The 25,839-nt window shown below is 43.4% G+C and carries 18 protein-coding genes; 11 read left to right on the top strand and 7 right to left on the bottom strand.

Translation table 11 applies throughout. The features are described from left to right. The first annotated feature begins 159 nt into the window (after window positions 1-159). Complete coding sequence (locus F7D73_RS03715) at window positions 160-1,308, top strand: PDDEXK nuclease domain-containing protein (protein WP_228117620.1); 1,149 nt, start codon at window positions 160-162, stop codon at window positions 1,306-1,308. A 57-nt stretch (window positions 1,309-1,365) separates the two neighbouring features. Here F7D73_RS03715 and F7D73_RS03710 read toward each other — a convergent pair whose 3' ends face one another. Next, a complete protein-coding gene (locus F7D73_RS03710) occupies window positions 1,366-2,622 on the bottom strand; it encodes an ATP-binding protein (protein WP_153122344.1) in 1,257 nt (418 codons plus the stop codon). A gap of 93 nt (window positions 2,623-2,715) precedes the next feature. Here F7D73_RS03710 and F7D73_RS03705 point away from each other — a divergent pair, with 93 nt between their 5' ends. From F7D73_RS03705 to F7D73_RS03675, 7 genes are all read left to right on the top strand, one after another. Then, on the top strand, window positions 2,716-3,276 hold the full coding sequence (locus tag F7D73_RS03705; RefSeq protein WP_153122343.1) for a PDDEXK nuclease domain-containing protein: 561 nt from the start codon (window positions 2,716-2,718) through the stop codon (window positions 3,274-3,276). 402 nt (window positions 3,277-3,678) lie between these two features. Further along, entirely contained in the window at window positions 3,679-4,296 is a 618-nt protein-coding gene (locus tag F7D73_RS03700) for a hypothetical protein (RefSeq protein ID WP_153122342.1), read from the top strand. A 23-nt stretch (window positions 4,297-4,319) separates the two neighbouring features. Then, window positions 4,320-4,904, top strand: coding sequence for a DUF4369 domain-containing protein (locus F7D73_RS03695; protein WP_153122341.1), 585 nt, complete (start codon window positions 4,320-4,322; stop codon window positions 4,902-4,904). Window positions 4,905-4,992: 88 nt separating this feature from the next. Continuing rightward, the gene (locus F7D73_RS03690) at window positions 4,993-6,534 is read left to right on the top strand and encodes a DUF6057 family protein (protein WP_194256840.1); all 1,542 of its coding nucleotides are present in this window, start codon (window positions 4,993-4,995) and stop codon (window positions 6,532-6,534) included. Continuing rightward, window positions 6,531-8,000, top strand: a complete 1,470-nt coding sequence (locus F7D73_RS03685; protein ID WP_153122339.1) for a TolB family protein — start codon at window positions 6,531-6,533, stop codon at window positions 7,998-8,000. The genes F7D73_RS03690 and F7D73_RS03685 overlap by 4 nt, the downstream gene beginning before the upstream one ends. 27 nt (window positions 8,001-8,027) lie before the next feature. Continuing rightward, entirely contained in the window at window positions 8,028-9,863 is a 1,836-nt protein-coding gene (locus F7D73_RS03680) for a DUF6057 family protein (protein WP_153122338.1), read from the top strand. A gap of 27 nt (window positions 9,864-9,890) precedes the next feature. Further along, window positions 9,891-11,384, top strand: coding sequence for a TolB family protein (locus tag F7D73_RS03675; RefSeq protein ID WP_153122337.1), 1,494 nt, complete (start codon window positions 9,891-9,893; stop codon window positions 11,382-11,384). Between the two features lie 106 nt (window positions 11,385-11,490). Here F7D73_RS03675 and F7D73_RS03670 read toward each other — a convergent pair whose 3' ends face one another. The 6 genes from F7D73_RS03670 to F7D73_RS03645 form a co-directional block, all read right to left on the bottom strand. Beyond that, window positions 11,491-12,966, bottom strand: a complete 1,476-nt coding sequence (locus F7D73_RS03670) for a TolB family protein (protein ID WP_153122336.1) — start codon at window positions 12,964-12,966, stop codon at window positions 11,491-11,493. Between the two features lie 39 nt (window positions 12,967-13,005). Then, window positions 13,006-14,700, bottom strand: coding sequence for a DUF6057 family protein (locus F7D73_RS03665; RefSeq protein ID WP_153122335.1), 1,695 nt, complete (start codon window positions 14,698-14,700; stop codon window positions 13,006-13,008). Between the two features lie 103 nt (window positions 14,701-14,803). Then, entirely contained in the window at window positions 14,804-15,823 is a 1,020-nt protein-coding gene (locus F7D73_RS03660; RefSeq protein WP_153122334.1) for a Rid family hydrolase, read from the bottom strand. A 178-nt stretch (window positions 15,824-16,001) separates the two neighbouring features. Continuing rightward, window positions 16,002-16,964 carry an acetylornithine carbamoyltransferase gene (locus tag F7D73_RS03655; RefSeq protein WP_089544463.1) on the bottom strand — a complete coding sequence of 321 codons (963 nt, stop codon included), beginning with the start codon at window positions 16,962-16,964 and terminating at the stop codon, window positions 16,002-16,004. Window positions 16,965-17,192: 228 nt separating this feature from the next. Then, the gene (locus tag F7D73_RS03650) at window positions 17,193-18,524 is read right to left on the bottom strand and encodes a glutamate-5-semialdehyde dehydrogenase (RefSeq protein ID WP_153122333.1); all 1,332 of its coding nucleotides are present in this window, start codon (window positions 18,522-18,524) and stop codon (window positions 17,193-17,195) included. A gap of 233 nt (window positions 18,525-18,757) precedes the next feature. Beyond that, a complete protein-coding gene (locus F7D73_RS03645; protein WP_153122332.1) occupies window positions 18,758-19,915 on the bottom strand; it encodes a PDDEXK nuclease domain-containing protein in 1,158 nt (385 codons plus the stop codon). 501 nt (window positions 19,916-20,416) lie between these two features. Here F7D73_RS03645 and F7D73_RS03640 point away from each other — a divergent pair. From F7D73_RS03640 to F7D73_RS03630, 3 genes are all read left to right on the top strand, one after another. Beyond that, entirely contained in the window at window positions 20,417-20,923 is a 507-nt protein-coding gene (locus tag F7D73_RS03640) for a hypothetical protein (protein ID WP_153122331.1), read from the top strand. A 125-nt stretch (window positions 20,924-21,048) separates the two neighbouring features. Continuing rightward, on the top strand, window positions 21,049-24,081 hold the full coding sequence (locus F7D73_RS03635; protein WP_153122330.1) for a hypothetical protein: 3,033 nt from the start codon (window positions 21,049-21,051) through the stop codon (window positions 24,079-24,081). A 1-nt stretch (window position 24,082) separates the two neighbouring features. Further along, the gene (locus tag F7D73_RS03630; RefSeq protein WP_194256839.1) at window positions 24,083-25,510 is read left to right on the top strand and encodes a leucine-rich repeat domain-containing protein; all 1,428 of its coding nucleotides are present in this window, start codon (window positions 24,083-24,085) and stop codon (window positions 25,508-25,510) included. Window positions 25,511-25,839 lie beyond the last annotated feature (329 nt).

The following is a 25,839-nucleotide window of genomic DNA, read 5'->3' as shown; positions in this document are numbered from 1 at the left end:
CCTCGGCTGTAGTGATTACAGTCGGGGCTTTTCTTTTTGCCCTATGCTGAAATTTTATCCGAAATGTTTGGTATATTCAATTATTTGTCGTACATTTGCGGAATGGTTTAAATGTTGGCTGCTATGGCAAAAGATTCTATTATTTATAATCATGATGGGATGGAACTTCCTGTTGATGATTGGAAGCATGGAGAACACTCTTTCGTGGAGTTGACGCATGTGATTCAAAGTACTCATGATGCAGCACAAACTTGTGCCGTCAAAGCTATCAATCGTATGCAGACGATGCGCAATTGGCTCATTGGCTATTATATCGTGGAGTTTGAACAGCATGGTAAAGACCGTGCTGAGTATGGTTCGCGTCTTCTTAAGAAGTTGGAGGAAAAGGTGGAACGTAAAGGTCTAAATGTGACTTTGTTCCAATGGGCACGAAAGTTTTATAATCTTTATCCTCAGATGGCAGATAATCTAGTTCCTATGAATTTTATTAAGGATAAAGGAATTTGTGCGACAGCGTCGCATAAATCTGAGGGAATCAAGTTTATAGCTAGAAAAAGTGCGACAGCGTCTCATAATTTTATGACCCCGGGAGCTATTTTGATTTCAAGGCTATCCTATAGTCATATACGTGAGATTATGGCGATAGACGATCCCCTTGCTCGTTACTTCTACGAACAGGAGTGCATCAAGTGTACTTGGTCTGTTCGTGAGTTGCGTCGACAGATAAGTACCAATCTCTATGTTCGAGCTGGTATTAGTACTAATCCCGAAAAGATGTTGTCTCTCCCAAGTATGAAAGGGCATGATTCTAATGAACTGCAGATTCGTGAGCCTTTCACATTCGAGTTCTTGGGGCTGAAGGCTAAAGAGGTCGTTACAGAGCAAGACATCGAGGATGCTCTGATTACTCATCTTCAAGAGTTTATATTGGAACTAGGCAAAGGCTTCTGCTTTGAGTCTCGCCAAAAGCGAATAGTAATAGATGATGAGTATTATTATCCAGACTTGGTGTTCTACAACAGATACCTTCACTGTAGTGTCATTCTGGAATTGAAAGATTCAGAGTTCTCACATGAGAACCTTGGTCAGCTGAATGCTTATGTTTCTTATTATCGTGAGAATGAGATGCAACCAGGAGATAATCCGCCAATCGGCATCTTGCTTTGTACACGAAAAGGCAAGAAAATGGTGGAGTATGCATTGGCTGGAATGGATAGCCAGCTCTTCGTCTCTACCTACATGCTTCAATTGCCAGATAAGAAAACTCTTGAAGACTTTCTGCTAAAGCAACTTGGTGAACAACTATAAGGTAAAGCCTCGGCTGTCGTTCTACAGTCGGGGCTTTTCTTTGCTCTGTCACAGCAATTATAATATATTGAGACTATTTGAATTCATCAAGAAATCATAGACGTTCATAATAATGATTCCGTCGTCATTTTGATATGTTGGTGTTGGAGTTCCAACAATGACATATTTAGTAAATCCATCTTTAATTTTCAGAAGAGAGTTCATTTCTTGGTCTATTTTGTCTTGGGTGGGCAAAGCATATGCAACTTGAATATAGTACCTCTTGAATCCTTGGTTGCATACGAAATCTACTTCGAGCATAGATTGCTTGCGTTTGCCATCTGCATCTGTCTTGCTGATTGGAACTTGACCAACATCTACAGATAGACCTCTGAGTCTTAACTCATTGTAGATGGCGTTCTCCAATAGGTGCGTAAATTCTGTTTGTCGAAAATTGAGCCGTGCATTTCGCAGTCCTAAGTCTGAGAAATAATATTTGGAGGGTGTGCTAATATACTTTTTGCCTTTGATGTCATATCTTACAGATTTCTCTATCAGAAACGCATCTTGCAACAAATCAAGATAACTTTTGATGGTATCTTGGCTTAAGTTGCTCTGCTTGATAGACTTAAAACTATTGGCCAGTTTCGCAGGGTTTGTTAAACTGCCAATGTTGGAGGCCACAAGCGTAATGAGTTCTTCCAAGTCGTCGTCTTTTAAAATAGTATATCTTTCTTTGATATCACGTAGATATGTGTGGGTAAACAGATTCTTGAGGTACTCTACCTTTCTGTTGGTTTCGTTCATCGTAACTACTTGTGGCAGCCCACCATATGTTAGGTATTCGTTCAGAAGGTCTTCTCGGTTTCCTTCTTTTACTGATGTAAACTCTTGGAAACTGAGAGGTGTAATCTTGATTTCATCTCCTCTGCCTCTAAATTGTGTTATTACATCTTTAGAGAGGAATTTTGCATTACTTCCTGTAACATATACGTCTGCGTTGGTGATTTTGAGATAGCTATTTAAGACATCCTCGAATTCTGGCACTAGCTGTACTTCGTCTAACAGTATATAGTGCATTTGGCTATCTACAAACTTAGAGTCTATATGTTTGAGGAGCGCATCAGGATTTCTTAGGAATGCATTTCGGCGGTCTTCCAGGTCTACCTTGATAATATGCTGCTCATCTACTCCTTGGCTTTTGAGATAATTTGTGAATAAGGTAAACAATAAATATGACTTTCCGCATCGGCGTATTCCGGTGATGACTTTTATCATTCCATTGCCTTTTCGGGCAATAATTCGATTGAGATGTATGTCGCGCTTTATTTCCATATTCGATTTTTTAATGTAATGTATGAATAATATCGAGTGCAAAGATACGCTTTTTTCTTGAAATACACGCTCTTCTTTCGATTTTTTTATGTAATGTATGAAAAATCTCAAGTACGCTTAAATAGAATCAATCGTATGCAGACGATGCGCAATTGGCTCATCGGCTACTATATCGTGGAGTTTGAACAGCATGGTAAAGACCGTGCTGAGTATGGTTCGCAACTTCTAAAGAAATTGGAGGAACGGGTAAATCGAAAGGGATTAAATGTTACACTGTTTAAAAATGCTCGCAACTTTTATCTGCTTTATCCACAGATGGAGGATAATTTTGTCTTTTTGAATGTTCCATTATCTAATTGCGAGGGTATTCCAAAAAGTCCGACAGTGTTAGACCAATTGAAAACTTCGGAGTTCTCGCATGAGAACCTCGGGCAGCTGAATGTTTATGTTTCTTATTTTCGAGAAAATGAGATGCAGCCTGGGGACAATCCTCCAATTGGTATTTTGCTCTGTACGAGAAAGGGTAAGAAAATGGTGGAGTATGCCTTGGCTGGTATGGATAACCAATTGTTTGTTTCCACTTATATGCTTCATTTGCCCGACAAGAAAACATTGGAGGATTTCTTGTTGAAGCAGTTAGATAAAAACAAGTAAGTATAACGATTAGGTTAGGCTTCGGCTGTAGTGATTACAGTCGGGGCTTTTTCATACCTTTTAGTAAACAGAAATTGACCTTTTTTGCTTTTCTTCTGTACTTTCTTGTATAATTGCTGAAAAGATTTGGTGTTTACGAGTTTTTATTGTACTTTTGTATGCAGTAAAACAAGTACATTTATACGGGGTTACTTGTACAACCAGAAGCTTATACTTCCCCAACTCCATGACTCACACCGAACGGTGTAAGCGCATGCATCGGACGAAGTAAGAGCGTGCTGCGTTCGAAGTGAGCTCGTGCACCGTTCGATGCACGTCGCACAGTTCTAGGACTTGAAGCGTATGGCTTACGTACTTAACTGGTTATAACGTACTTGTATGAACAACTAACAATACTAAGCTATGGCAATAAAGTATGAAATCCATTCCATCCATAACTCGAAGGGCGAAGGTGGAGAACAGAAATTTGTCCGGTTGCGAGACCATGAACCGATGACCAGTAAGCAGATAGAAGAGCATATAGAGCAGGTCTGTTCGCTTACCAGAGCTGATGTGCAGGCTGTGATGACTGCGCTGCATGGGTTGATCGTGACCGAACTGTCGCAAGGAGCCCGCTTCTATCTTCCGCAAGTGGGCTATCTCTCCCTGGCTGTTACAACAGAGTTGCCGGAAGGCAAGACGATGGAAAAGGTGACAGGTAATGACATCCGTCTGCGTAATATAAACTTCAAGCCTACTGCCGAACTGCTGAATGAGGTTTCACGGCATGTCAAGTTTGAACGTTCCAAATTCACAACAAGGTCACGGCAATATACCGAAGAACAGTTGTGGAACAAGATGGTAAATTTCCTGAAAGAGAATGAATATATTTGCCGACGTGACATGGAATTCCATTTTTCCTTGCGCCAGCAGACAGCCTTGAAATGGTTGAAGCATTTTACGGAGAAAGGGCTTCTCGTAAAGAAGGGCGCAAGCAATGCTCCTATCTATTTCCTGGCTGAAAAAGAACTGAATAAATAAACAGATTAAACCTAAAGAGAACAATGAAAAAAATGATGTTATTGATGGTTATCGCTCTGATGACCGTTACGAGTATGGTAGTAATGGCAGGTTGCAAGTCTGCCGAAAAGGGAAATTGCCGTATCCATGGTACGATGGAGTCGAACCGTTGGGATGGCAAGAAGATTTTCCTTGTGCCTATGTTCGGACTGCAGGATGCTGCCCATGTAGACTCTGTTGTCATCAAGGACGGCAAGTTTGAATTTGTTGCCGATACTACTGAGATGAAGGTGATTCGTATAGATTATCACTATCGTGATGGTGTGCAGGACTTGCTGGTTGTTTCCGAACCGGGCGACATCAATGTTACGGTCGGTGCCAACAGTATTTCCGGGGGAACTCCTCAGAACGATTCTCTCCAGGTATGGAAAGATCAGATCATGAAGTTTAACAGTGCCTACAACCAGCTTCGTATGCAGGCCCGTCAGGAAGGCTCTGACCAGTTGCTGATGACCAAAGGTAAGAAGATTCAGAACCAGTTGAAGGAATATAACATCGCCTTCCTCAAGCGTCAGCCTGCCGGAGTGTTTAAGAGTTTTCTTCAGACCATGTATCCTTCAGCAAAGTAAAATATTTGCTGTAGGGAATGTTGATAAATATGGGTATCCGGACTAATCTATTGAGTACATGAAAAAGTTCATTTCTAGATATGGGAAAATGACTCTGGTCGCATTGTTCGGCTTATGCATCTTCCTTTTTTGGTATTGTGGTTATCCACAAGCCTTATGTTACCAAGAGCAGAACCAGCTCTTTCTTTGGTCTGCCGACTACTTTTGGCATGACCTGAGTGTGGCAGGTGGTTTGGCTGATTATATCAGCGAGTTTCTGGTACAGTTCTATTATGTTCCAGTTTTGGGTGCCGCCATCCTGGCTTTTCTCTTCATGGCTTTCCTGTCGCTTACCTATCAGGTAATCAGGAGTTATACAGCCAAGCCGTTGAAGTGGTATGGGATGCTCATAGCTCTTCTTCCTTCTATCCTGTTGCTGGAAGTGATGGGAGATATCGAAGTGCTCCTGTCTTTCCCGATAGCTCTGACCTTGGCCCTGCAGTCAACATGGCTCATGAATCTTGCTACCCGGAGATGGGGAGCAAGGATTGCGTGGGCAGATGTGCTTCTGATACCCATTCTGTTCTGGCTGATTGGAGGCGGTGCAACCTGGCTTTATGTCTTCCTCCGTCTGGCTTTTTTCCTGATGCAGGTGAAGAAAGGCAAGCTTCCTTCCGTTGCGATTGCCTATCCTTTGTCTATACTCTATCTCTGGGCTATACAGCTGGTTTGCTATAGTACCCTTCTGGTTCAATATCCATTGATGTCTGTGATGACAGGTATCAACTATTATCGCGTGCCTATGCAATATCCGGGTCAGAAATGGGGATACGACAAGGACCTCTATGCTTTACTCAAGCTGAACGAACAGGTGCGTAACGGGAAGTGGGAAGATATCATCCATGATGCGCAGGAGAATCAGGTGCAGGTGTTCTATACCAGCAACTGCGTGAATCTTGCCCTGGCTCAGACCCGTCAGCTTGCCGACCGCATGTTTTCTTTCTATCAGAGTGGAGAAAATGCCTTGCTGGCTCCCCGTTCCCGTGATAACATGTCGATGTATCCTACGATGGAAGCCTTTTGGCGTCTGGGTCTCGTGAACTCTTCTCTTCGCTATGCCAGCGATTTGCAGGCTTCCATCCTGAATGGAAAGATGAGTGGCAGATTGATGAAGCGCATTACCGAATGTCAGATTGTAAATGGCAAGTATGCTGTAGCCCGTAAGAATATCGATCTCTTGAAGCAGTCGCTCTTCTATCATGACTGGGCTGTGAAGATGGAGGCGATGCTGGGCAATGATACGGCTATCAGTCATGATCCTGATTTGGGAAGGGCTAGAAGAATGCGCTTCAAGACGGAAATGATCTATAGCTATGATGAGATTGACAAGATGATGGGACTGCTCTTCATCAACAATCCGGATAACAAAATGGCGCTCGACTACTTCATGGGGCAGATGCTGTTGAAGGGAGATATCCAGGGATTCATGCGTTATGGCAGTTGGGTACAGCAATATGGTGGCTATATGCAGATGCCTGTGGGTTATCAGGATGCCGTGAAGTGCATACAGAATCAGGGGAATGTACCGGGTTCGCCATACGCAGAATACGTGAAACGAATGATGAGTAAACAGAAAGGAGGCGAAGAATGAAAAAGATTATTTATACTTTGATGATAGTATGGATGGGGATGACCGCCTGTACTCCGTCGGTTGAGAATCCTACCATGGTGAACCGTAAGCCTAGCATCTATCCCGACTATATCGGGGTGACCATTCCGGCTGATATTGCTCCGATGAACTTCAATATCAAAGGTGATACCGTTGATGTGGTGGATGTCGTGGCAAAAGGAAGCAAGGGCGGAGAACTGCATGTCTGTGGTGAATGGGCTGACTTCGATGTGGAAGACTGGCATCAGCTTACTGAGCAGAATATCGGTGGAAGCATCTCTTTTACCGTCAGTACCCGTAAGGATGGCAAGTGGAAGCAATATCAGGATTTCCAGATGATGGTGAGTCCTTATCGGCTGGATGATTACGGTTTGACCTATCGCCGTATCGCTCCCGGCTACGAAGTGGGTGGCAACATCGGCATCTATCAGCGCGATATCCATACCTTTGATGAAACGGCTATCATGACTGAGACCGCCCTGCCGGGAAGATGTTTCAATTGCCATACAGCCAATCGTACAGATGCCCGGCAATTGACCTGCCAGATACGTGGCGAGGGTGGAGGTACCTTGATTATGAAGAATGGCAAGCAGCAATGGATTGATACCAAGACCGATTCTACCAAGGCTGCCGGAAGCTATGCCTACTGGCATCCGGAAGGCAACTATGTGGCTTATGCTGCCAATGCCGTGCACCAGTGTTTCTTCGTGGGAACTTACAAGCCGATAGAAGTTTATCACGACTTCAGCAACATCGTGGTACTGGATACACGTAACAATCAGCTGGTAACAGACCAGAAACTGATGACTCCCGACTGGCTGGAGATATTCCCTGCTTTCAGTGCAGATGGCAATACCTTATATTATAGTACTTCGAAGGCTTGCCGTGTACCGGCTGAGTATCTGAAAGTGAAGTGCTCGCTGGTAAGTATTCCTTTCGATGCCAAAACGGGGAAGTTTGGAGAAAAGGTGGATACGCTGCTGAATGGTCCGAAGACGAATATGAGTTACGTCTTGGCTCGTCCGTCGTATGATGGAAAATGGCTGATGTATACACGGTGCAGCAGAAGCAATTTTCCTATTGTGCAACCTGATGCTGATCTCTGGATGATGAACCTGAAGACTCGCCAGACCTATCCGCTGACTGCGGTGAACAGTAAGATGAGCGAGAGCTATCACAACTGGAGTAGCAACTCGCATTGGTTTGTCTTCGTCAGCAAGCGAGGAAACGGAAACTATACCCGTCTCTACATTTCGAGTATCGATGATCAGGGTAAGGCAACTAAGCCATTCCTTCTTCCGCAGCGCAATCCGTGGAAATATTATCATGGGCTGTTTGATGCCTATAATGTACCGGATTTCACCAAGACCAAGGTGGAGCTGGATATGAAGGAAACCCGCAATCAGATCTTTTCGGATGAACGTCCGAAAGTAACGGTGAGAGAATAAACGAATAAAAATTTAGATTGGAGAATCATGAAGAATTTGATGATAAAATCTTGGAAACCGCTGTTGTCGCTGCTCTTCGGTGTGGCGGTAGTGATATTCTGGTCTGTTCCTTACATGAGTGGCTTGTGCTTTCAGGAACAGTATCAGATGTTTCTCTTTGATACCAACTATTTCCTGGAGCGCATTGTGCTGCCGGGAGGATTGGCTGACTATATCAGTGAGTTTTTGGTACAGTTCTATTATATGCCTGTCTTGGGCGGTACCATCATCGCCCTGCTCTTGATGAGCATACAGGCTATCTCGTGGGGACTAATGAAGCAATATGGAATGAAAGCCGTTTTCCCGGGATATCTGTTGAGCTTTGTACCTAGTATTGTATTATGGTGTGCCATGGGCGACCAGAATCTGTTGCTTTCTTTTGTTGTGGCACTGTCGGGCGCCTTGCTGATGGGCTGGATTCACAACCGGTTCCACAACCGGTTAGTGAAGGTGGTGTTCGAACTGGTGAGCACGGCATTGGTTTATTGGTTCCTGGGACCAGTGGTATTCCTTTATGCCGCCCTGATGATTGGAGATACGCTGATGAAAGGCAAGCAGAATGGACACATTCTTTCCAGTCTGGGTTATTCTGCCTGTCTGCTGATACTCACCGTAGCCTGGATATTGCTGACCACGCAATCGTTGCAGTATCCATTGTACCGTATCTTTAGCGGACTCAATTATTATCGCTATCCGGGTACGGTTTCTCCGTTGCCTTTGGGTGTGATGATATGGACCGTCGTAGTCGTTTTCTTTGGTATGGTTCCTGATGGACATGCCTGGATTAAGAAGCTGCAGCAATCCAAGGTGGTCATGGTCTTGGCGTATGTATTGGTGATTGTGGCTTCATGGTTCGGCATCAAGGCTTCTTTTGATGCAATGACCTACGACCTGATAGATTATGATTTTCTGGTTCGCACCGAACAATGGGATAAGATCATTGAGAAGGCTGAGAAGAAGCCGGCTACCACACCGCTGGGTGTATCGTGTGTAAATCTTGCCTTGAGCCAGAAAGGACAACTTGCCGACCGTCTTTTCGAGTTCTATCAGAATGGAGGCGAGGGCTTGTTTCCTACCTTTACACGCGATATGATTTCACCGGTATCTACTGCAGAAATCTTCTTCCGTCTGGGAATGGTGAATGATGCCGAAAGATATATGTTCGAGGCGCAGGAAGCGATACCGAATTATCGCAAGAGTGCCCGCTTGACCCGCAGGATTATAGAGTGCGAAATCATCAACGGTAATTACAAGGTAGCAGCCAAGCTGCTCCGCCGCCTGCAGAAGACGCTCTTCTATAGCAACTGGGCGAATCAGACGATGGCGCTGCTGGGTAATGAGAAGGCAATCAACCAGCATCCTGTTTATGGAAAGTTGAGAAAGTATCGTGAGAAGAAGCAGGACTTCCTCTTCAGCGACCGGGAGATGGACCAGATGCTGGGCTTGCTCTTCCTGAATGATAACCATAACAAGATGGCATACGAATATCTGGTTTGCTACGAACTCCTGCAGCGCGATATGGAGAAGTTCATGCAGTACTATCCGTTGGGTAGATTCGTGGATTATGACCATATTCCACGTTCCTTCCAGGAAATTCTCATCGGCAACTGGATGAAGACACATAGTGATCCACGTACCATCCCATATAGTGTGGATGCACAGAACGTGAACAATACGCTCAACTTCATCCAGCTCTATATGCAGAATCCGAAGGATCCTCAACTCAGTCAGCAGCCGTATGTATCCAATGCCTGGCACTATGTGATGGTGCAAGGGGCTGATGAGGCTGCCGGAAAGAAGGAGGGAATGAAAGAGGTTTATTAGAATGTAGAATGATAATACTGGAATGATATGAAAACGATAAAATCTTTATTGTGCTCTCTGTTGGTTGGAGTGGTGATGGCTTCGCTTAGTGCATGTTGTTACCCTCCGGCGTGGAAAGATGCCAAGGAAATCAATCAATTCCCTAAGATATTCCCCGATTATGTTGGGGTTACAGTTCCTGCCAATATCGCACCGCTCGATTTTAACATGGCGGACGAGGATATTGAGGATATGTATGTATGTGTGCAAGGTCCGAAAACCATAGAGGGGCTATATTCTTACGACAAGAAGTATGCGGAGTTTGAGGTGGATGAATGGCATGATTACTTGAAAAAGAACAAGGGTGAAAAACTCATAGTTTCTGTGTTTGTAGAGAAGAATGGCGAAAAATTGAAGTACAAGGACTTCAATATCTATGTAAGCCCATACGAGCTGAACGACTGGGGACTTACTTACCGTCGCATTGCTCCTGGTTATGAGGTGTATGGCAAGTTGGGCATCTATCAGCGCAATTTGAGTAACTTTGAGGAAACGGCAATCCTTGAGAATACCGCAGCACCGGGTGCCTGTCTCAACTGTCATACGGCAAACAGAACCAATCCTGACCAGTTTACCTTCCATGTGCGTGGTGACCATGGTGCTACCTTGGTTTCGCAGAACGGCAAGCGGGAGTGGTTGAAGGCGAAGAATGATTCCCTGAAGGGTTCGATGGTTTATCCTTACTGGCATCCATCGGGCAAGTATTGCGCCTACAGTACTAATACCACTCATCAGAGTTTCCATGCCGTAAAGGATGAACGCATCGAAGTCTTCGACCAGGCATCGGATGTTTTTGTCTATGAGCCAGCAACCCATGAACTGATATTGGATACACTCCTGATGACGAAAGACCATTACGAGACTTATCCGGTATTTTCGCCTGATGGCAAGACGCTCTATTTCTGCTCTTCTACAGCAGAGCCTATCCCAAGCGGTTACAAGGATATCAAGTATAATATCTGCAAGATTGGTTTTGATGCGGCTACGGGTAAGTTTGGCAACAAGGTGGATACCATCTTCAATGCCCGTGAACTGGGCAAGAGTGCCACCCATCCTCGTCCTTCGTATGATGGCAGGTACATCATGTTTACGATGAGTGACTATGGCTGTTTCCCTATCTGGCATAAGGAAGCGGATAACTGGTTGCTGGATTTGAAGACAGGGCAGGCGCGACCAATGACGGCTGCCAATAGCAGGAATACAGACAGTTGGCACAACTGGAGCAGGGATTCCCATTGGTTTGTCTTTACATCCCGCCGTGGTGACGGCCTCTATACCCGTCTTTATCTCGCCTGCATCGATGATAAGGGCAATGTAAGCAAGCCGTTCCTTTTGCCTCAGCGCAATCCGAAGAAGTACTACGACGAGTTGCTGGATTCCTATAATACCCCTGATTTCACTTCGAAGCCAGTAGAGCTGGATGCCCGTGCGGCAGGAAATGAAATCATGAGTGACAAGAGGATTCCGACGAAAATTAAGTGAAGAACAAGGAAGTGAAGAGTGAAGAACGAAGAGTGAAGAATTCAAGTGTATGTTTATAAAAAACGCTCCTGTTGCAATATGGTAACAGGAGCGTTTTTGTTTTTTTTTATTTGAACTGTTCTGCTTCTTGCTTCATCACATTCTCTACATCGATGGCATTGAATGGAACGGGACCGCGGCTCAGCTCCGGTACGTTGAAACTCTTCAGGCAATCATCGTAGAAGGTTGGTTCCTTCTGCGGCAATACGAAAGGCTTGTGAGCCTTGCCCTGGCTGTCTACGTAGCAGAAGTAAGGCTTGCCGTAAAGACCATCATCGCGCTTGCTGGCAAAGACAAACCATCTGCCGGTATGCGACCAGCTGTGATAGGTATCGCTCTTGTTGCTGTTCACGATGCTGAGGCTGTCTGTCTTACCCGTCTGCAGGTCTAACATGCATAGATCTGCTTCTGGATGCCAGATAGGGAAGGTGCCGTAATCGGCTACGGTGAAGAGGCAGTATCTGCCATCGGGACTTATCTTAGGATGGCAAACGGAACGGGCAGAATAGAGGGTATCTACCTTTTCGCCAAATCTGCCGTTTTCTTCATTGAAAGGAATGCGTACCAGGGAATATTTCAGTCCCTTGAGGTTCTTCGTATTCAACCCTTTCCGGTCGGCTACACAATAATATATATAGGCACCATTAGGCGAGAAGGTCGGGAATGTCTCCAGCTTCGTGCTGTCGCTCGTCAGGGGCGATGAGATGATGGTGTTGTTGTCGAGGTCGGCAACATAGACATCGCTCTTCGAATCATATACTTCCAGACGTTTGTCGGGATCGGCATGGAAGGCCGGAATGATGATATTGGTAGAGAATGTTACGTATTTGCCAGATGGACTGAAACCGTAATATACACTTGACGAAATCATGTTGTCGTTCTTCAGGTTCAGCTTACGCAACTTGCCATTGCGGTTGAGGATGGCTCCACCGCCTTCTCCTCTAACATATAGCATGCTGAGGTTCGGGTTCTGATTGCCGAAGGCATGACAGTTCATGCAGCGGTTCTCCTGCAGATTGTGGTCGGCGAGTATCTTCTCCTCCCAGTTCTCGATGCAGCGCTGCTTAATCTGGATTTTATTCCATACCTCGTAATCGGGCTCTATGAGTCGGTAGGTGAGGTATGAGTCGATGCTGTCGCCTACGACCTGCCAGGTGAAAGGCTTGAATGCGGTCCAGTCTCCTTCATCGCTCTTGGAATAGATCTGTACCTTGATGTTCTTGTTTACAGCCTTCTGGAGAAAGGCTTTCCACTCTTTTATGTCAAACTTCAGATTCTGACTGTTGCTGGTTGCTGTCAATGTGTTGGCTGCATCATTGGCATCTGCTCCTTCTATGGTGAGAACGGTCTCGATGTTGGTAAGATGCTTGTCGCGTATCTCGAAGTTGAGTGGGGCGATGTTTACCGGAATGGTTACATCGGCATAGTCGGGATACATGTTGGGCAGATGGCTAACCTGCTCTGCGTTCTCATGTGTCTGGGCACATGAAGCGAAAAGGAGGAGACCCGCCAGGGAGCTATATAGAATGTTTCTGTATTTCATTGTTCTTGTTTTTGATGCTGATAGAGTCTTCCGGGCTCTTTAATTGTTGTTCAACTTAGGTGTCTTTGCCTTGTCAAAGTAATACCAGTAGGTATCTTTGAAGGCAGGGTTGCCGCGTTGTTCATTATATTGGCTGAACTGTTGCAGCACATCCTGTCGCTTGATATACTTGGCCCATTCGCTTGGTGGCGCCTTGGTTCCTGCCAGATATATCGTGAGCGCTTCCTGATACAATTCGTCGTATTGCACGTGCTTCTGCTTGAGATAGTAAGCATCGTAGTCATGCTTGAAGGTATCCATGTCCTTCAGGAGAAGGTCGCTGCATAGCATGTAATTGATGGCGTTATTGTTTGCCGGATTGCTTTCCACCAGCTCTTTCATGATGATATAGCTGTTGTCGCTGAGGCGAAGGGTATCCTGGGTGTTGACAAACGGGCGCTTGTCAAGATAGGTCTGAAGGAGGGCTTTCTCTTCGGGCAGGGCATGAATGCCCAGGGATGCAAAAACGCGGTCGGCCCATCTTTGCCATACGAATGTCTTCTGCAGGATGCGCAGATATTTGCGGGTTGCCTGGTAGTCGCCTTTGACGAGATTGACTTCTGCCAGTCGCTTGATCATGCGGATGTTGCGGTTGTTGGGAGAGCATACATTTGCCAGCATGGCTGCTCTTTCGCAGAAGGTCATGTCGCCCAATACCCAGTACAACTCATTGAGTGTCTTGATGGTGAGTGTTGGAGTGTTGGGACCAAGGGTCTCAAAGGTGCCGAGGTTGTTGTCGGGGAATTTGAGAAGGTTGGCAGAAAGACAGTGGTTTTGTGCCATGACGAGATTATAGTAGAACTTCATGTACTGGTTCGGATTCTCTTCTTTCTCTACGATGTGCATCACCTTGTTGTAGTTGCCGAAATAATATTCGCAGTCTACAGCCAGTGTCTTTTCCAGATCCATCTGTGGGGCAACCAGTTTGCCGATGCCAGGATAAGTGTAGATGGTCTGGAAATCGCAATAGTAGACTCTCTTGGTGAGCATGAGGAGGAAGAAAGGGATGATCAGGGCGGCAAGGCGATAGTAGGTGCCTGCCATCATGATATTGGCAATGCAGCCGGCAAATGTCAAGGCGCCATATACCCATACACCGTATCCGAAGAACCAATGGCAAACGAATACGGAGACGAAGATGCTGATGACGGATACCCAGTTGGCAATTCCTGAACCATTGAGGAAGAGACCCTGCTCGTTCCTTCTTTCTATCTTCTTGATAAACATTCGGGTAGAGATGAGCAGCGAGGTGCTGACACGGAACACGCTGGCTCCACCTGCCACGGCAAGGATGCTGCTCAGACGGTAGTCGTAATGGAAACTGAAACAAATCTGCAGAATCATCACGATGAAGGCGACGGAATGTGCCACCCATCTTCCCTTGATGTCTGCCATTTCTACAGCACATCTGATGTTGTATCCTGTCAGGAGGATACAGAGGGTAAGGATGATAGGACCTGCATAACGGAAATAGTAGAATTGGGTCAGGAAATCGCCTGCCAGACAAGCCAGCCATCCCGGTTTGTCAAGGTAGGTGGTTATATGATCCCACGACATCAGGAACAGCTGATTCTGCTCCTGATAGAACAGGTGATAGGGATAGCAGAATTGGAAGAATGCAAAACATGCTATCGCTCCCAGCACGTATAATGTGTATATGCCTATGCTAGGTTTGTTTGTTTTTTGTTTATTCATGTCTTTCAGTTTATTTCTGCAAAGGTAACAAAAATATATTAGAAAGACACATAAAAAATGCAGAAACTTACTCTTTGAAAGTAAATTTCTGCATTTATTGCTGTTATTGCTTTTCTGCAATACATTCCATCTCTATCAGCCAGCCTGGTCTGCATACTTTTGCCTCTACGATGATATGCGGTATCTGGGGATAGAACTGATTCATCAGCATTTCTACGGTATGATAATCAGATATGTCGCGCAGATAGATGATAAAGTACTGGATGTCGTTCATAGTGGCATCGCCATCCTTCAGTAAGGCTCCTATGTTTTCAAGGAGTCTGCCGGTCTGTCTTACTACATCGCCTTCGTATACCACCTGTCCGTGCTTGTCAATACTGGCAGTTCCGGAGATGAAGTATTGCTGCTGGCTGGGTAGGGTAAGACGGGTTCCGCGCTCAAAGGCTACTCCATATTCGTGGGTAGGATTCAGATGTTCGAGTGCCTGCAGATACTTCTTGTCTGATTCCTGTATGTCAGGATAGGTCAGGAAGTCGATGGCTACAGTGGCATGGCGAACGGGAGTTGCTCCTCCGATACCTGTGCTGGCTATGTAGTGGGTATCTGCTGTAAGTCCTTCTTCATCGAAGACATCGTTGCGTGCTTCTACTACGCCTTGGTAGTTCACGTCAATATGGGCTACGTATATCCAGGTGCGGACGAGGTTGCGCTCCATCGTCATACCAGTCTTGCTGATAGCCTGCTGGTATCTGTCGAAAATCATACGGGTTTGTTCGTATGAATTCTTATCCTTCGCTTCCTCCTCGGTGAGGCGGATACTATGAAACAGCATGGGGGTATGAACATCTGTGGTTTTTACAAGAAGACTTATCTTACTGCCATTCAGTGGAGTTTGTTCCACGATAGTAAGATTCGTATCCTTGAGAAATTCTTGATAGAGAAGAGATTCCTGCAGTTCTTTTATCTGGTTTTGGGAATCGCTGAGAAACACCTTACAATATTGCAAGGTGCGATGTTCCATCTTCTCTATATCGAGATGATTACCTAGTTTTAGATACAGAAAGTTCAAGCGGTCATTGAACGAACCCTTGGCTTCCGGTGATAATATTATGTATTTATCCATCTTGTTCTTTTCTTTTTTCGGTAGCAAAGGTACGGATAATATCTGAGATAAAAGAATATAAATCGGATGAAAAGATTAAAATACCGAGAAATGAGGATAGGATTATGTTGAGTAGAGCGAAAAAGAGGGTGCGTCATGAACTTATGACACACCCTCAATCTCTTTCTTATATCCTGCTTTAGAGTGATTCGAGCATACGCTTGATGACAACCTCGGCTGAAATCTCACGGTTGGCTGCCTCTGGAATCACCAGACTGTTCTTGCTCTCGATGACATCATCGGTAACAATCAGTCCGCGGCGAACAGGCAGGCAGTGCATAAAGCAGCCGTCATTGGTCCAGCTCATGTGCTCCTCGTCGATGGTCCAGCTCATATCCTTGCTCAGAATCTCACCATACTGTGCTGGGTCTTTCACACCCGGACAGCTCCAGTTCTTGGCATAAACGAAGTCTGCACCTTCCAGAGCCTTCTTCTGGTCGTACTCCACCTTGGCATTACCTACGAACTTAGGATCAAGCTCATAGCCCTCTGGGTGAGTAACCACGAAATCAACATCGGCTGCGTTCATCCACTGGGCGAATGAGTTTGGCACAGCCTGTGGCAGGGCACGGCAATGAGGAGCCCAGGTCAAGACTACCTTAGGACGAGCCACCTTCTTATGCTCCTCAATGGTGATGAGGTCGGCGAATGCCTGGAGTGGGTGAACGGTAGCTGTCTCCATAGCGAAGACAGGGCGACCGCTGTACTTCACAAACTGGTTCACGATGGTCTCGGCATAATCGTAGTCACGATCTTTCAAACCGGCAAAGCTACGCACACCGATAAGGTCGCAGAAGCTACCCATCACTGGGATTGCCTCCAGCAGGTGTTCGCTCTTGTCGCCATCCATGATAACGCCACGCTCTGTCTCCAGTTTCCAGGCACCTGCGTTCACGTCGAGCACGATCACATTCATGCCCAGGTTCATCGCAGCCTTCTGGGTACTCAGTCGGGTACGGAGACTGTTATTGAAGAATATCATCAGCAAGGTTTTGTTCTTGCCCAACTCCTGATAACCGAAACGGTTTGCTTTCACTTCCTGTGCCTCGGCGAGTGCTGCTTTCAAGTCGCCAAGGTCTTCAACATTAAAGAATGTCTTCATTGTTATTTCGTTTTTTATTTGTTATTTCTGATATATATTGCTCTTGAATCTTTCTTCTTGAATCTTGATGTTTGCAAAATTTGCATGCAAACCTTGCAAACATGGCAGAAACTAAGACTTGGTACGGAGAGGGTACGGAGCAGGTACGGAGCGGGTCCTGTAAAGCTATTGAATTGGCTTTCCCTTCGGCCGCCGAACGTTGTTTCTTCACTCTTCGTTCTTCACTCTTCACTTCCTCGTCTGTCCATTTCCTGTAATCAACCACTTGTAGGTGGTAATCTCTTCGAGTGCCATAGGTCCGCGGGCTCCAAGCTTCTGGGTACTGATGCCAATCTCTGCGCCCAATCCGAACTGTGCGCCATCGGTAAAGCTGGTAGGGGCGTTTACATAAACGCAGGCTGCATCTACCAATGCCTGGAACTTCTTCTGGGCTGCTTCGTTGTTGGAAACGATGCTCTCGCTGTGTCCGCTTCCGTAGGTAGCGATATGGTCGAGCGCCTCATCTTCCGAAGCCACGGTCTTGATACCCATCTGCATGCTGAGCCATTCGGTGTTCCAGATGCTCTTCATGTTGGCATCTGCTTCTGTTGAGTCTGCGGATTTGCAATCCGTAGTCAGCAAACCTGCCTCCTCCATCTTCGCTTCGCTTTCCTCTGCCTTATATAATAAGGTGTCAGGATAGTGTCCCTTTAAAGCTTCGTAAGCTTTGGCATCAGCATGAATCTTGGTCTGTTTCTCGGCGAGTCCTTCACAGAGGGCAGGGAGGTCGCTTAATCTGTTTTCGTGAATCAGCAGACAGTCGAGCGCATTGCATACGCTCACTCTTCGGCACTTGGCATTGGTGATGATGCGCTTGCCCATCTCCAGGTCGCCATCCTTGTCGAAGTAACAATGTACCACGCCGGCTCCGGTTTCGATAACCGGCACTTTGGCAGTATCACGGACGAAGTTGATAAGCTTCTTTCCTCCACGGGGAATGCAGAGGTCAATATAGCCCACGGCATTCAGCATTTCGCCGGTAGCTTCATGGGTAGCAGGGAGTAGTGTAACAACATTCGGATCAATACCAAAAGTTATCAACACCCTGTGGATAAGTTCGACACCCGCTGAGTTTGAGGCATTTGCATCCTTTCCGCCTTTCAGTACGCAAGCATTTCCGCTCTTGAAACAGAGAGAAAAAACATCGTAGGTCACGTTAGGACGTGCCTCGTAAATCATGCCGATGACTCCGAATGGAACGGCAACCCGCTGCAGGTGCAAACCATTTTCGAGTGTTTTGTCTTTGAGAACTCTTCCGAGTGGTGAGGGTAGGGTACTGACGTGTCGCATATCCGAAGCGATATCCTGAAGTCGCTGCTCGGTGAGTTGCAATCGGTCGTAGAGCGGGTTCGTTTTGTCCATCTTCGCCAAGTCTTCTGCGTTTGCTGCAAGGAGCGCAGGAGTCTCTGCGATGATAGCATCAGCCACCGCCTGCAGGATTTCATTACGTTGTTCGTCGCTGAGCAAGCCCAAAGTCTTGCTAGCTGCCTTCACTCTTTGGAATGTCTCTTTCAGTTCCATTTGCTATTTCCTTTCTTATTTGATGATAAGATGTTTGGTAATGTGTTATGAGTTTCCTCTTAACAACGGCAAAGGTAAGCATAAATATTGGGAATTGCAAACTTTATGCAAGAAAAAGTAATGATTTTATAGATAAATGGATAGTTATACGGAAAATGATATTAAAAAAGGTCAGACAGCGCCTGACCTTTTTGTAATGGTTCCTTTTAATTATTTTGATACTGCCAGAAGAATTACTCTTTATCGTTTTCTTCAGGATGAGTCATTAGATACAGTTCCTTCTGTCGTTCGATTTCTCTTCTCAAGTCTTCCTTGTCTGGCAGGTAAAGCTTGTATTTTGCAGCGAACATCTGGTCGTTTTTGGCGAGGGTAGAGTATCGTGCCACATCCGAATCGGTCTCGGTACAAAGGATGATGCCGATTGTAGGGTTGTCGTCTGGTCCTTTTTTCATCTTGTCGTACATCTGAAGATACATATCCATCTGTCCTACATCCTGGTAAGTGATGCGATTTACCTTCAAGTCGACCAAGATAAAAGATTTGATGAGGTAATTGTAAAATACCAAGTCGATATAGTAGTCATTCTCCTCGGTTCGGATATGTTGCTGGCGAGCCACAAGCGCATATCCCTTTCCCATTTCCATCAAGAATTTCTCTAGGTTATTGATGATGGCAGTCTCTAGTTTTGATTCTGCAAGGGATGTGTCTTCCGGTAATCCAAGGAATTCCAAGACAACTGGTGATTTGATGTATTCGAGTTTGTCTTGTTGATAAGCCTTTGTCTTGTCTTGCATCTCGTTAACGACTGGCTGCTTCTTCTTTGACATAAGAAGACGTTCATAATATAGGGTGTTGATATTGCGGTTCAAGGTTCTGAAACTCCAACCTTGCTCGAATGCCTCCTTTGCATACCATTCACGAGCCTTCTTATCTTCTACTCGTATAAGACGCTCGTAATGCGACCAAGGAAGAAGGCGTAACTCGGATTGGGTAGACTGTGTCTGATCTTTTTGGGGTAGCAAAGAAGATTCATCAGACAGTGTCTGATGTTTTTGCTTTTTGAATTCTTCAGACACTGTCTGAAGAATTTGTAAGTCTCTGAATGTCAGATAGAATCTTTTATAGTTGGCAATATTCGTATATGAGAATCCTTTTCCGAATTCCTTGGTCAAAGCAGCCGAAGCGACCTCTATCACATGCTTTCCGTATTCTGCACGTGATGTTCCGTTCTGTTCTTCTTCCACAATACGTTGCCCTATTCTCCAGTTTCTTTCCACCAGAGAATAATTGACGGCAGCAAATGCTTTGCTGCGAGCCTTGCTGACGATGGAGCGCAAGTCGTTGACGAGCATGTTGTCTTCATCGTTATATTTCTTTTCGGGTTCTTTCATAATGCTACTGATTTTAGCTGTTCAATGTGCAAAGATACGATTTTATATCGAAAAAGCAATTTTTCTCTTCACTTTTTTCGATAAAAGTTTGGAGGTTTCGATAGGTTTTATTATATTTGCAGCGTCTTATCCATGCTGGAAGCCCTAAGGGTGGAGGCTAAGGGATTGATACATATACATAAAGGCGTACTGAACGCTTTGTGTTTGACGTGTTGGAACTTCGCAACTTCAAACTATAAGTCAAAAACAAAGCAACGAGGACGTCCCAGGGGTGTATTATATATATCCTAATTGACGCTGTGTGCTAAAGTGCATGGCGCAATATGGTGTACTATATATTCACTTTTGCGTGGGGCTTTCAGCGTTGCTCGTTTCGACTTATAGGGCAATGCGAAGGCCTCAACACGTGGAACGGGCGACAGATAGGCTTCACGCTTTTTTTATATGTAAGTCTTTAACTAAAAATCGGCCAATAGAAGCCTGTGGTTGCTTGTGATAATTATGATAAGTATTCTAAAATCTAAGAACAAAGTTAGGAGCATTACACTCTTTTTGCTTTCATCACTACTACCGTTATCATCATTGGCAAATGATAAGAGTAGTCGAACATTAGTGTTTGAAATGTTGGATGGACAACAGGTTAACTATGTGTTGAATGAAGAACCAAGAATTTCTTTTGCTGATAATGAAGTTGTCATTACTACAAATGAGCAGATGAATGTGCGTCTTTTATTTTCAAATGTCCGAAAATATTATTTTGTAAATACTTCAACTGGGATAGTGGGTAAATTAGCCCAAAATAAGTTATTTGTTTCTATAAATAACGGAAAAATTATGATATCCAATGCTCCTGAAAACTCAGAAGTTCATGTGTATAAGGCTGAGGGTTATGAGGTTAATACACATCGAGTTGGAGTTGATGGTAGGGTGTCGTTCTCTCTTGATGGCTACGCAAGTGGTGTATATGTGATTAAAATAGGTTCGTTTTCTTATAAGTTTGCAAAATGATGAGACAGATATTTTATAAAGTGATAATATGTAGTTGTATGCTGATGGCTTGTTTCGTGTCAAAAGCTCAGAATGCATATTATTTTCATTTCCATGATAAAGGAATACAAGTGTTTTATACCGATATGGTAGATAGTATGACTGTATCAAAAGTTGACCTCGACGGTATAGAGCATGATGATTTCGTCACACAGCAAGTGTGGATGAATGACACGGTATTTAATTATGCACTGGCAGATATTGACAGTGTTAGTTTTGTAACGCCATCGACAATTTATCAGCCAGGGGTGGTAAAGTTGGAGGATGGGTTGGAGAATTATGTAGTATCACATGATTCACTAACTATCATTTTTAGGACAGACACTCCAAGTGGCTTATTGCCGAGAAAAAAGGATAAATTGGTTTACTTGCGGCAAACGGATTTGTTCCCTGCAGGCTTTGCGGGTGAGGTTGTCGAAGTTGTAAAAGAGAATAGTGGTTATAAGGTCGATTGCACCCTTGCGAGTTTAAGTGATATTTTTGTGAGATATTATAGTACGAGTAATGATAATGTACAAACTCGTGCGATAAATCCTATATATGGTCACGGTGAGGCAATATGGGAGGCAAAAGATTTGACTTATCCATTAACGGATGAACTTTTACCATTTATTTCAGAAGAAAGTGACGATGATGATGCCTTTAGCGTTGATAATGATGCTTCCATTAGTCTCTCACCAAAAGTTTCCCTTCGTGGAACTTTGATCGTAACCCCAGAAGAAGGTACTTATGTTTGTGTATCCAGTAATGGAACTTTCGATGTAACGAGTAATTTTTCTTTGAATGGTTCTTTAAAAGTAGATAAAGTTTGGAGGTTTACAGGGAAAAAAAGATGGCAAGCATGCATACCTAATTGTCCATTGTTAGTGGCATTTGTAGACCCTGGCGTGTTTGTGGATGCTTCGTTGTCTGCAAGTGTAGATGCAACTGTTAATCAAAAGGTATCTTCTGCTTTTCTACTCAATATGAGTACCAAGAGAAGAGAAAATTTGAGGAACCAGCCTCTTACGTTTAAAGTTCAAGAGACAAGTTTTGATGTTGGTGGTAGCATAAAGGGTGAATTGAATGCCGGCGTATATACAGAAATGGGTATTGCTGTCAATGATATAGGATTTTGTAAAAATGACATCGCTAAGCTCTATGCAAGGGGCGAGGTTGGTATACATGTGGGAGGAGATCTTGAGGTCAACAGTAAGTTCCTGAAAGAAGGAATCAAGAATACAGAGGCTTATGAGACTTTGAGAAATAGTGGAATTTGGTCAAACTTCTATTGGGGGGCAGCAATAGGATATCAGTTAGATTTGCCTATTATTAATTTGAATTTTGATGGTAAAATAGAATGGGAAGGTCATATAGGTGAATCTTTATTTGACAAGTGTTTGGCTCCAACAATAGCAAGTCCTAATGCTTATCGTGAGCATGGTGATTTCTCTACAATTACTGCAAAGGCTGATGTGAAAGGGGATTGCTTGATGCCTGTTGAAGTTGGTTTTGGGGCATTTGATGCTAATGGAAACAAAGTAGCTTCTAAGTATTATAGCAAAAAATTTGCGAATGAAAAAACCTCATACACTGATTATTCTGTAGCATTGGAAAATATGAGCACGGTAAAATATTATGAATTAAGTCCTGTCATCAAGCTTTTTGGGCATGAGCTGAAGGCTTATCCTTCTGTTGGTGTGGAAAAGACATTGACATTAAGTACTTATGAGGCAACTGATGTGACCGAATCTTCTGCCAAGATTTCGGGTGGACTCATTGGCTATGACAAGAATACTGAAAATCCTAAGATTGGGCTGGTTTATGGCACGAAAGATGATTTCATGCAAGGTCACGCTACTTATGTATCTTGTGGAACAGTCAATGGTAGTCCAAGTAGTATCTTTGAGCAAACTCTTTCTGGCTTGAAAGATGAAACAGAATATCTTTATGTGGCTAAAGCAGAACTTGATGGTGAAATCGTATATGCCGATACTTTGTCATTTACGACATTGAAGAAAGAAAAGGACGAAACTTCTCTTAAAGAAGGTCTTGCTCTTTTTTATGAGTCAACTGGTGGAGCAAATTGGAAGCAAAATGGAGGATGGCTAGATAATACTAAACCTTTGGATTATTGGTATGGGGTGAATATGTATAATTCAGAATTATCCCTAAAACTGAATGATAATAATTTGGTTGGTGATGCTATATTGAAGAATATTGATAATATTGACGATATAGATTTGAGTAATAATACTTTGCAATCGTTTAAAATTGAAAGTGGAAGTATTGCTCCTTGGGGTGGTCGTTTCTCTTTGGAAAATGGCAAAGCAAATAATTTGTGGATTACTATGGATAATGTCAATGTCTCTGCAAGATATGTCACGTTTTACGCTCAGAAAAGTAATTTGCAAAGTGTTTATATAAAGAACTGTAAATTTGAGGAGGAAGATGGAACTACAGTTTGTATTGATAAAGATGTAACAAAAAAAAATCCGCAATATGGAGATGATGTTATTGTGGAAAAATGTTCAAATATATGTTCGCTTCAAGGTAATTTAACTGTGTCTTTGGAACCAGGAAAATGGGGTGACTATAATATGCTTGATATTGGTGAAATCAAAATAGTTAATTGTACATTTCCAATGAATGGATTCTATCTGAATGGTGCAAAAGCTACCTCTTTTGTAATGAAAGATTGTACCCCTAATCAAGAAATTACAGCTACTTCATTTGGAGATTGTGAAATAGATAATGTCGTAATAGAAAATTCTGTACTAAGTAGTGTTTGGGTTCATGGTGTATCAGAAATTGCTGGTAGTGGTGGGATATATAGTACTGGCGCAAAAATTCAATCTATGGTTCTTGATAATGTGGGTTTTAGTGGTGGATTACAGTTTAATTGTGAAAAAGGTGGATATGTCGGTTCTTTGATAATACGGAATTGTACTAGGTCTTTAAGTATAGAAACAGCTGAGCCTATTGATGTGAACTTGGAAAATTGTACTTTTGAACATATCACAGAATGGAAGGCGGCGAATATATATCATATAACAAACTGTGATTTTCAAAATGGCAAATATATAACATCCTTTGTTGGTACGGCGAAACAATTAGAAGAACTTTTAAATGAAATGTAACATGAAACAGATAGTATTATTGTTAATGATGTGTTTCCCAACTCTATTGTGGGGAAATGAGGTCGTGCAAAATGGTATTTCTTATTCTATAGATGAAGAAAAGAAAACTGCCGAGGCTGTAGGGTATGATCGGTCGTCTTCTTATGTGACAATTCCGTCTACAATTACTGTAGCTGGTAAGTCGTATACGGTAGTGTCTATCGGGGAAAAAGCATTTTGGAAAAATGATAAGTTACAAAGTGTGACAATAGAGGATGGAGTCTTGAATATAAAGATGGGTGCATTCTATTACTGTCGTTATTTGAGAAGTGTAAAACTCCCAGCAACATTAAAAAGTGTTGGTTCGTATGCTTTTTGGAAGAGTCTGTCTTTGTCAAACATTTATATTCCGGCATCTTTAACCGATTTAAGTGCGAAAGCTTTCACAGAAGGAGGTATGAGTGCCTATGAGGTTAGCCCTGATAATCCTGTGTATTCTTCAGAAGATGGCATAATGTTCAACAAGGATAAGACAGAACTGTTACATTTCCCTGCAAAGAAGCAGGTGGAGAGCTATTCTATACCTGAAAAGGTCGAGAAAATAGGAGAGTTCGCTTTTGAGAGCAATCAGTTGAATGAAGTAATTTTTCATGACAAACTTCTTTCTATAGATGACTATGCTTTCTTTTTGTGTGAAAAGCTTGAAAAGGCAGATGTTCCAAATAGTGTGGAATTTGTTGGTGAAAGTGCATTCTCACGTTGCTATAACTTAAAGGAAGCACATCTTCCAGAAAAACTAACAGCAATATCTCCAGGCTTGTTTGAGTATGGTTATAAGTTGGAGAAAGTTAATATACCATCTACAGTGACAAGTATAGGGAAAAGTGCCTTTAGGTATTGCTGGAAAATGAATGATTTAAGGCTTCCTGAAGGTTTGGTAGAAATAGGGGATGAAGCTTTTAATGGATGGGAAATGACATCATTGGTTATTCCGAACAGTGTGACAACTATAGGAAGTCAAGCATTTGCTGGCTGTACAGAACTGAAGTCTTTGGTACTTGGAAATAGTGTGTCAGAAATAGGGATGCATGCATTTTATGGTAATCGAGAGCTGAGAGAGATCGATATTCTGTCAGACGATTATTATTATGTTACAACTTATGTGTTCGAAAGCTGTAATGCAGTGGAATATGTTAATCTACCTGATACGGATTGGGCAAGAAAGGTATTGATTAGTTTGGATTCTGAGTACAAAAGAAGATATTGGTCTTATGAGACCGATGCAAACGGAAAAGTCGTAAAATTATTAGAAATAGCTACTGCTATAGATGCTCCTAATGTAACTATGGACACGAAATATAAGACGATTTATGACTTAAAAGGAAATCGTTTGAATCATGTAACGAAAGGGGTAAATATAGTTAATGGCAAAAAGGTTTTGTTGAAGTAGCAAGCTACGTTCGCACAAAAAGATAGAGAGTGTGAACTAAAAAGAAAACGGTCAGGCGTTGTCTGACCGCTTTCTTAAGAATTGGGATTGGGGGATATGCTGTATTTGTGTGTAGTGAAATGTGAGTCGTGACTTGTTTCAAAACTTTCATAAGGATAGTGAGTTCTAAATCAGAATATTAAAGAAAGTTTGTTTTTTCGTTTAAAAAGTTGCAGATAAAAATTGTATTTCCAAAAGAAAGTAGTATCTTTGCATCATCGTTTAATATAAAACATCACTAGTGTCCCGTTAAAACGAGACGATTATTAAATAAGTTATTAATACTCAAA

It is taken from the genome of Segatella copri, assembly GCF_009494395.1.
Lineage (GTDB): Bacteria > Bacteroidota > Bacteroidia > Bacteroidales > Bacteroidaceae > Prevotella.
Note: the sequence above shows the minus strand (reverse complement) of the source record. Positions and strands in the feature narration are given on the sequence as shown.

Bases quoted from the DNA above. Each gene is read 5' to 3' on its own strand.
- F7D73_RS03650 (WP_153122333.1), bottom strand. From the start codon at position 18,524: ATGGAACTGAAAGAGACATTCCAAAGAGTGAAGGCAGCTAGCAAGACT.
- F7D73_RS03705 (WP_153122343.1), top strand. From the start codon at position 2,716: ATGTATGAAAAATCTCAAGTACGCTTAAATAGAATCAATCGTATGCAG.
- F7D73_RS03710 (WP_153122344.1), bottom strand. From the start codon at position 2,622: ATGGAAATAAAGCGCGACATACATCTCAATCGAATTATTGCCCGAAAA.
- F7D73_RS03670 (WP_153122336.1), bottom strand. From the start codon at position 12,966: ATGAAATACAGAAACATTCTATATAGCTCCCTGGCGGGTCTCCTCCTT.
- F7D73_RS03700 (WP_153122342.1), top strand. From the start codon at position 3,679: ATGGCAATAAAGTATGAAATCCATTCCATCCATAACTCGAAGGGCGAA.
- F7D73_RS03660 (WP_153122334.1), bottom strand. From the start codon at position 15,823: ATGGATAAATACATAATATTATCACCGGAAGCCAAGGGTTCGTTCAAT.
- F7D73_RS03675 (WP_153122337.1), top strand. From the start codon at position 9,891: ATGAAAACGATAAAATCTTTATTGTGCTCTCTGTTGGTTGGAGTGGTG.
- F7D73_RS03640 (WP_153122331.1), top strand. From the start codon at position 20,417: ATGATAAGTATTCTAAAATCTAAGAACAAAGTTAGGAGCATTACACTC.
- F7D73_RS03680 (WP_153122338.1), top strand. From the start codon at position 8,028: ATGAAGAATTTGATGATAAAATCTTGGAAACCGCTGTTGTCGCTGCTC.
- F7D73_RS03635 (WP_153122330.1), top strand. From the start codon at position 21,049: ATGGTAGATAGTATGACTGTATCAAAAGTTGACCTCGACGGTATAGAG.
- F7D73_RS03655 (WP_089544463.1), bottom strand. From the start codon at position 16,964: ATGAAGACATTCTTTAATGTTGAAGACCTTGGCGACTTGAAAGCAGCA.
- F7D73_RS03630 (WP_194256839.1), top strand. From the start codon at position 24,083: ATGAAACAGATAGTATTATTGTTAATGATGTGTTTCCCAACTCTATTG.
- F7D73_RS03690 (WP_194256840.1), top strand. From the start codon at position 4,993: ATGACTCTGGTCGCATTGTTCGGCTTATGCATCTTCCTTTTTTGGTAT.
- F7D73_RS03695 (WP_153122341.1), top strand. From the start codon at position 4,320: ATGAAAAAAATGATGTTATTGATGGTTATCGCTCTGATGACCGTTACG.
- F7D73_RS03665 (WP_153122335.1), bottom strand. From the start codon at position 14,700: ATGAATAAACAAAAAACAAACAAACCTAGCATAGGCATATACACATTA.
- F7D73_RS03685 (WP_153122339.1), top strand. From the start codon at position 6,531: ATGAAAAAGATTATTTATACTTTGATGATAGTATGGATGGGGATGACC.
- F7D73_RS03645 (WP_153122332.1), bottom strand. From the start codon at position 19,915: ATGAAAGAACCCGAAAAGAAATATAACGATGAAGACAACATGCTCGTC.
- F7D73_RS03715 (WP_228117620.1), top strand. From the start codon at position 160: ATGGAACTTCCTGTTGATGATTGGAAGCATGGAGAACACTCTTTCGTG.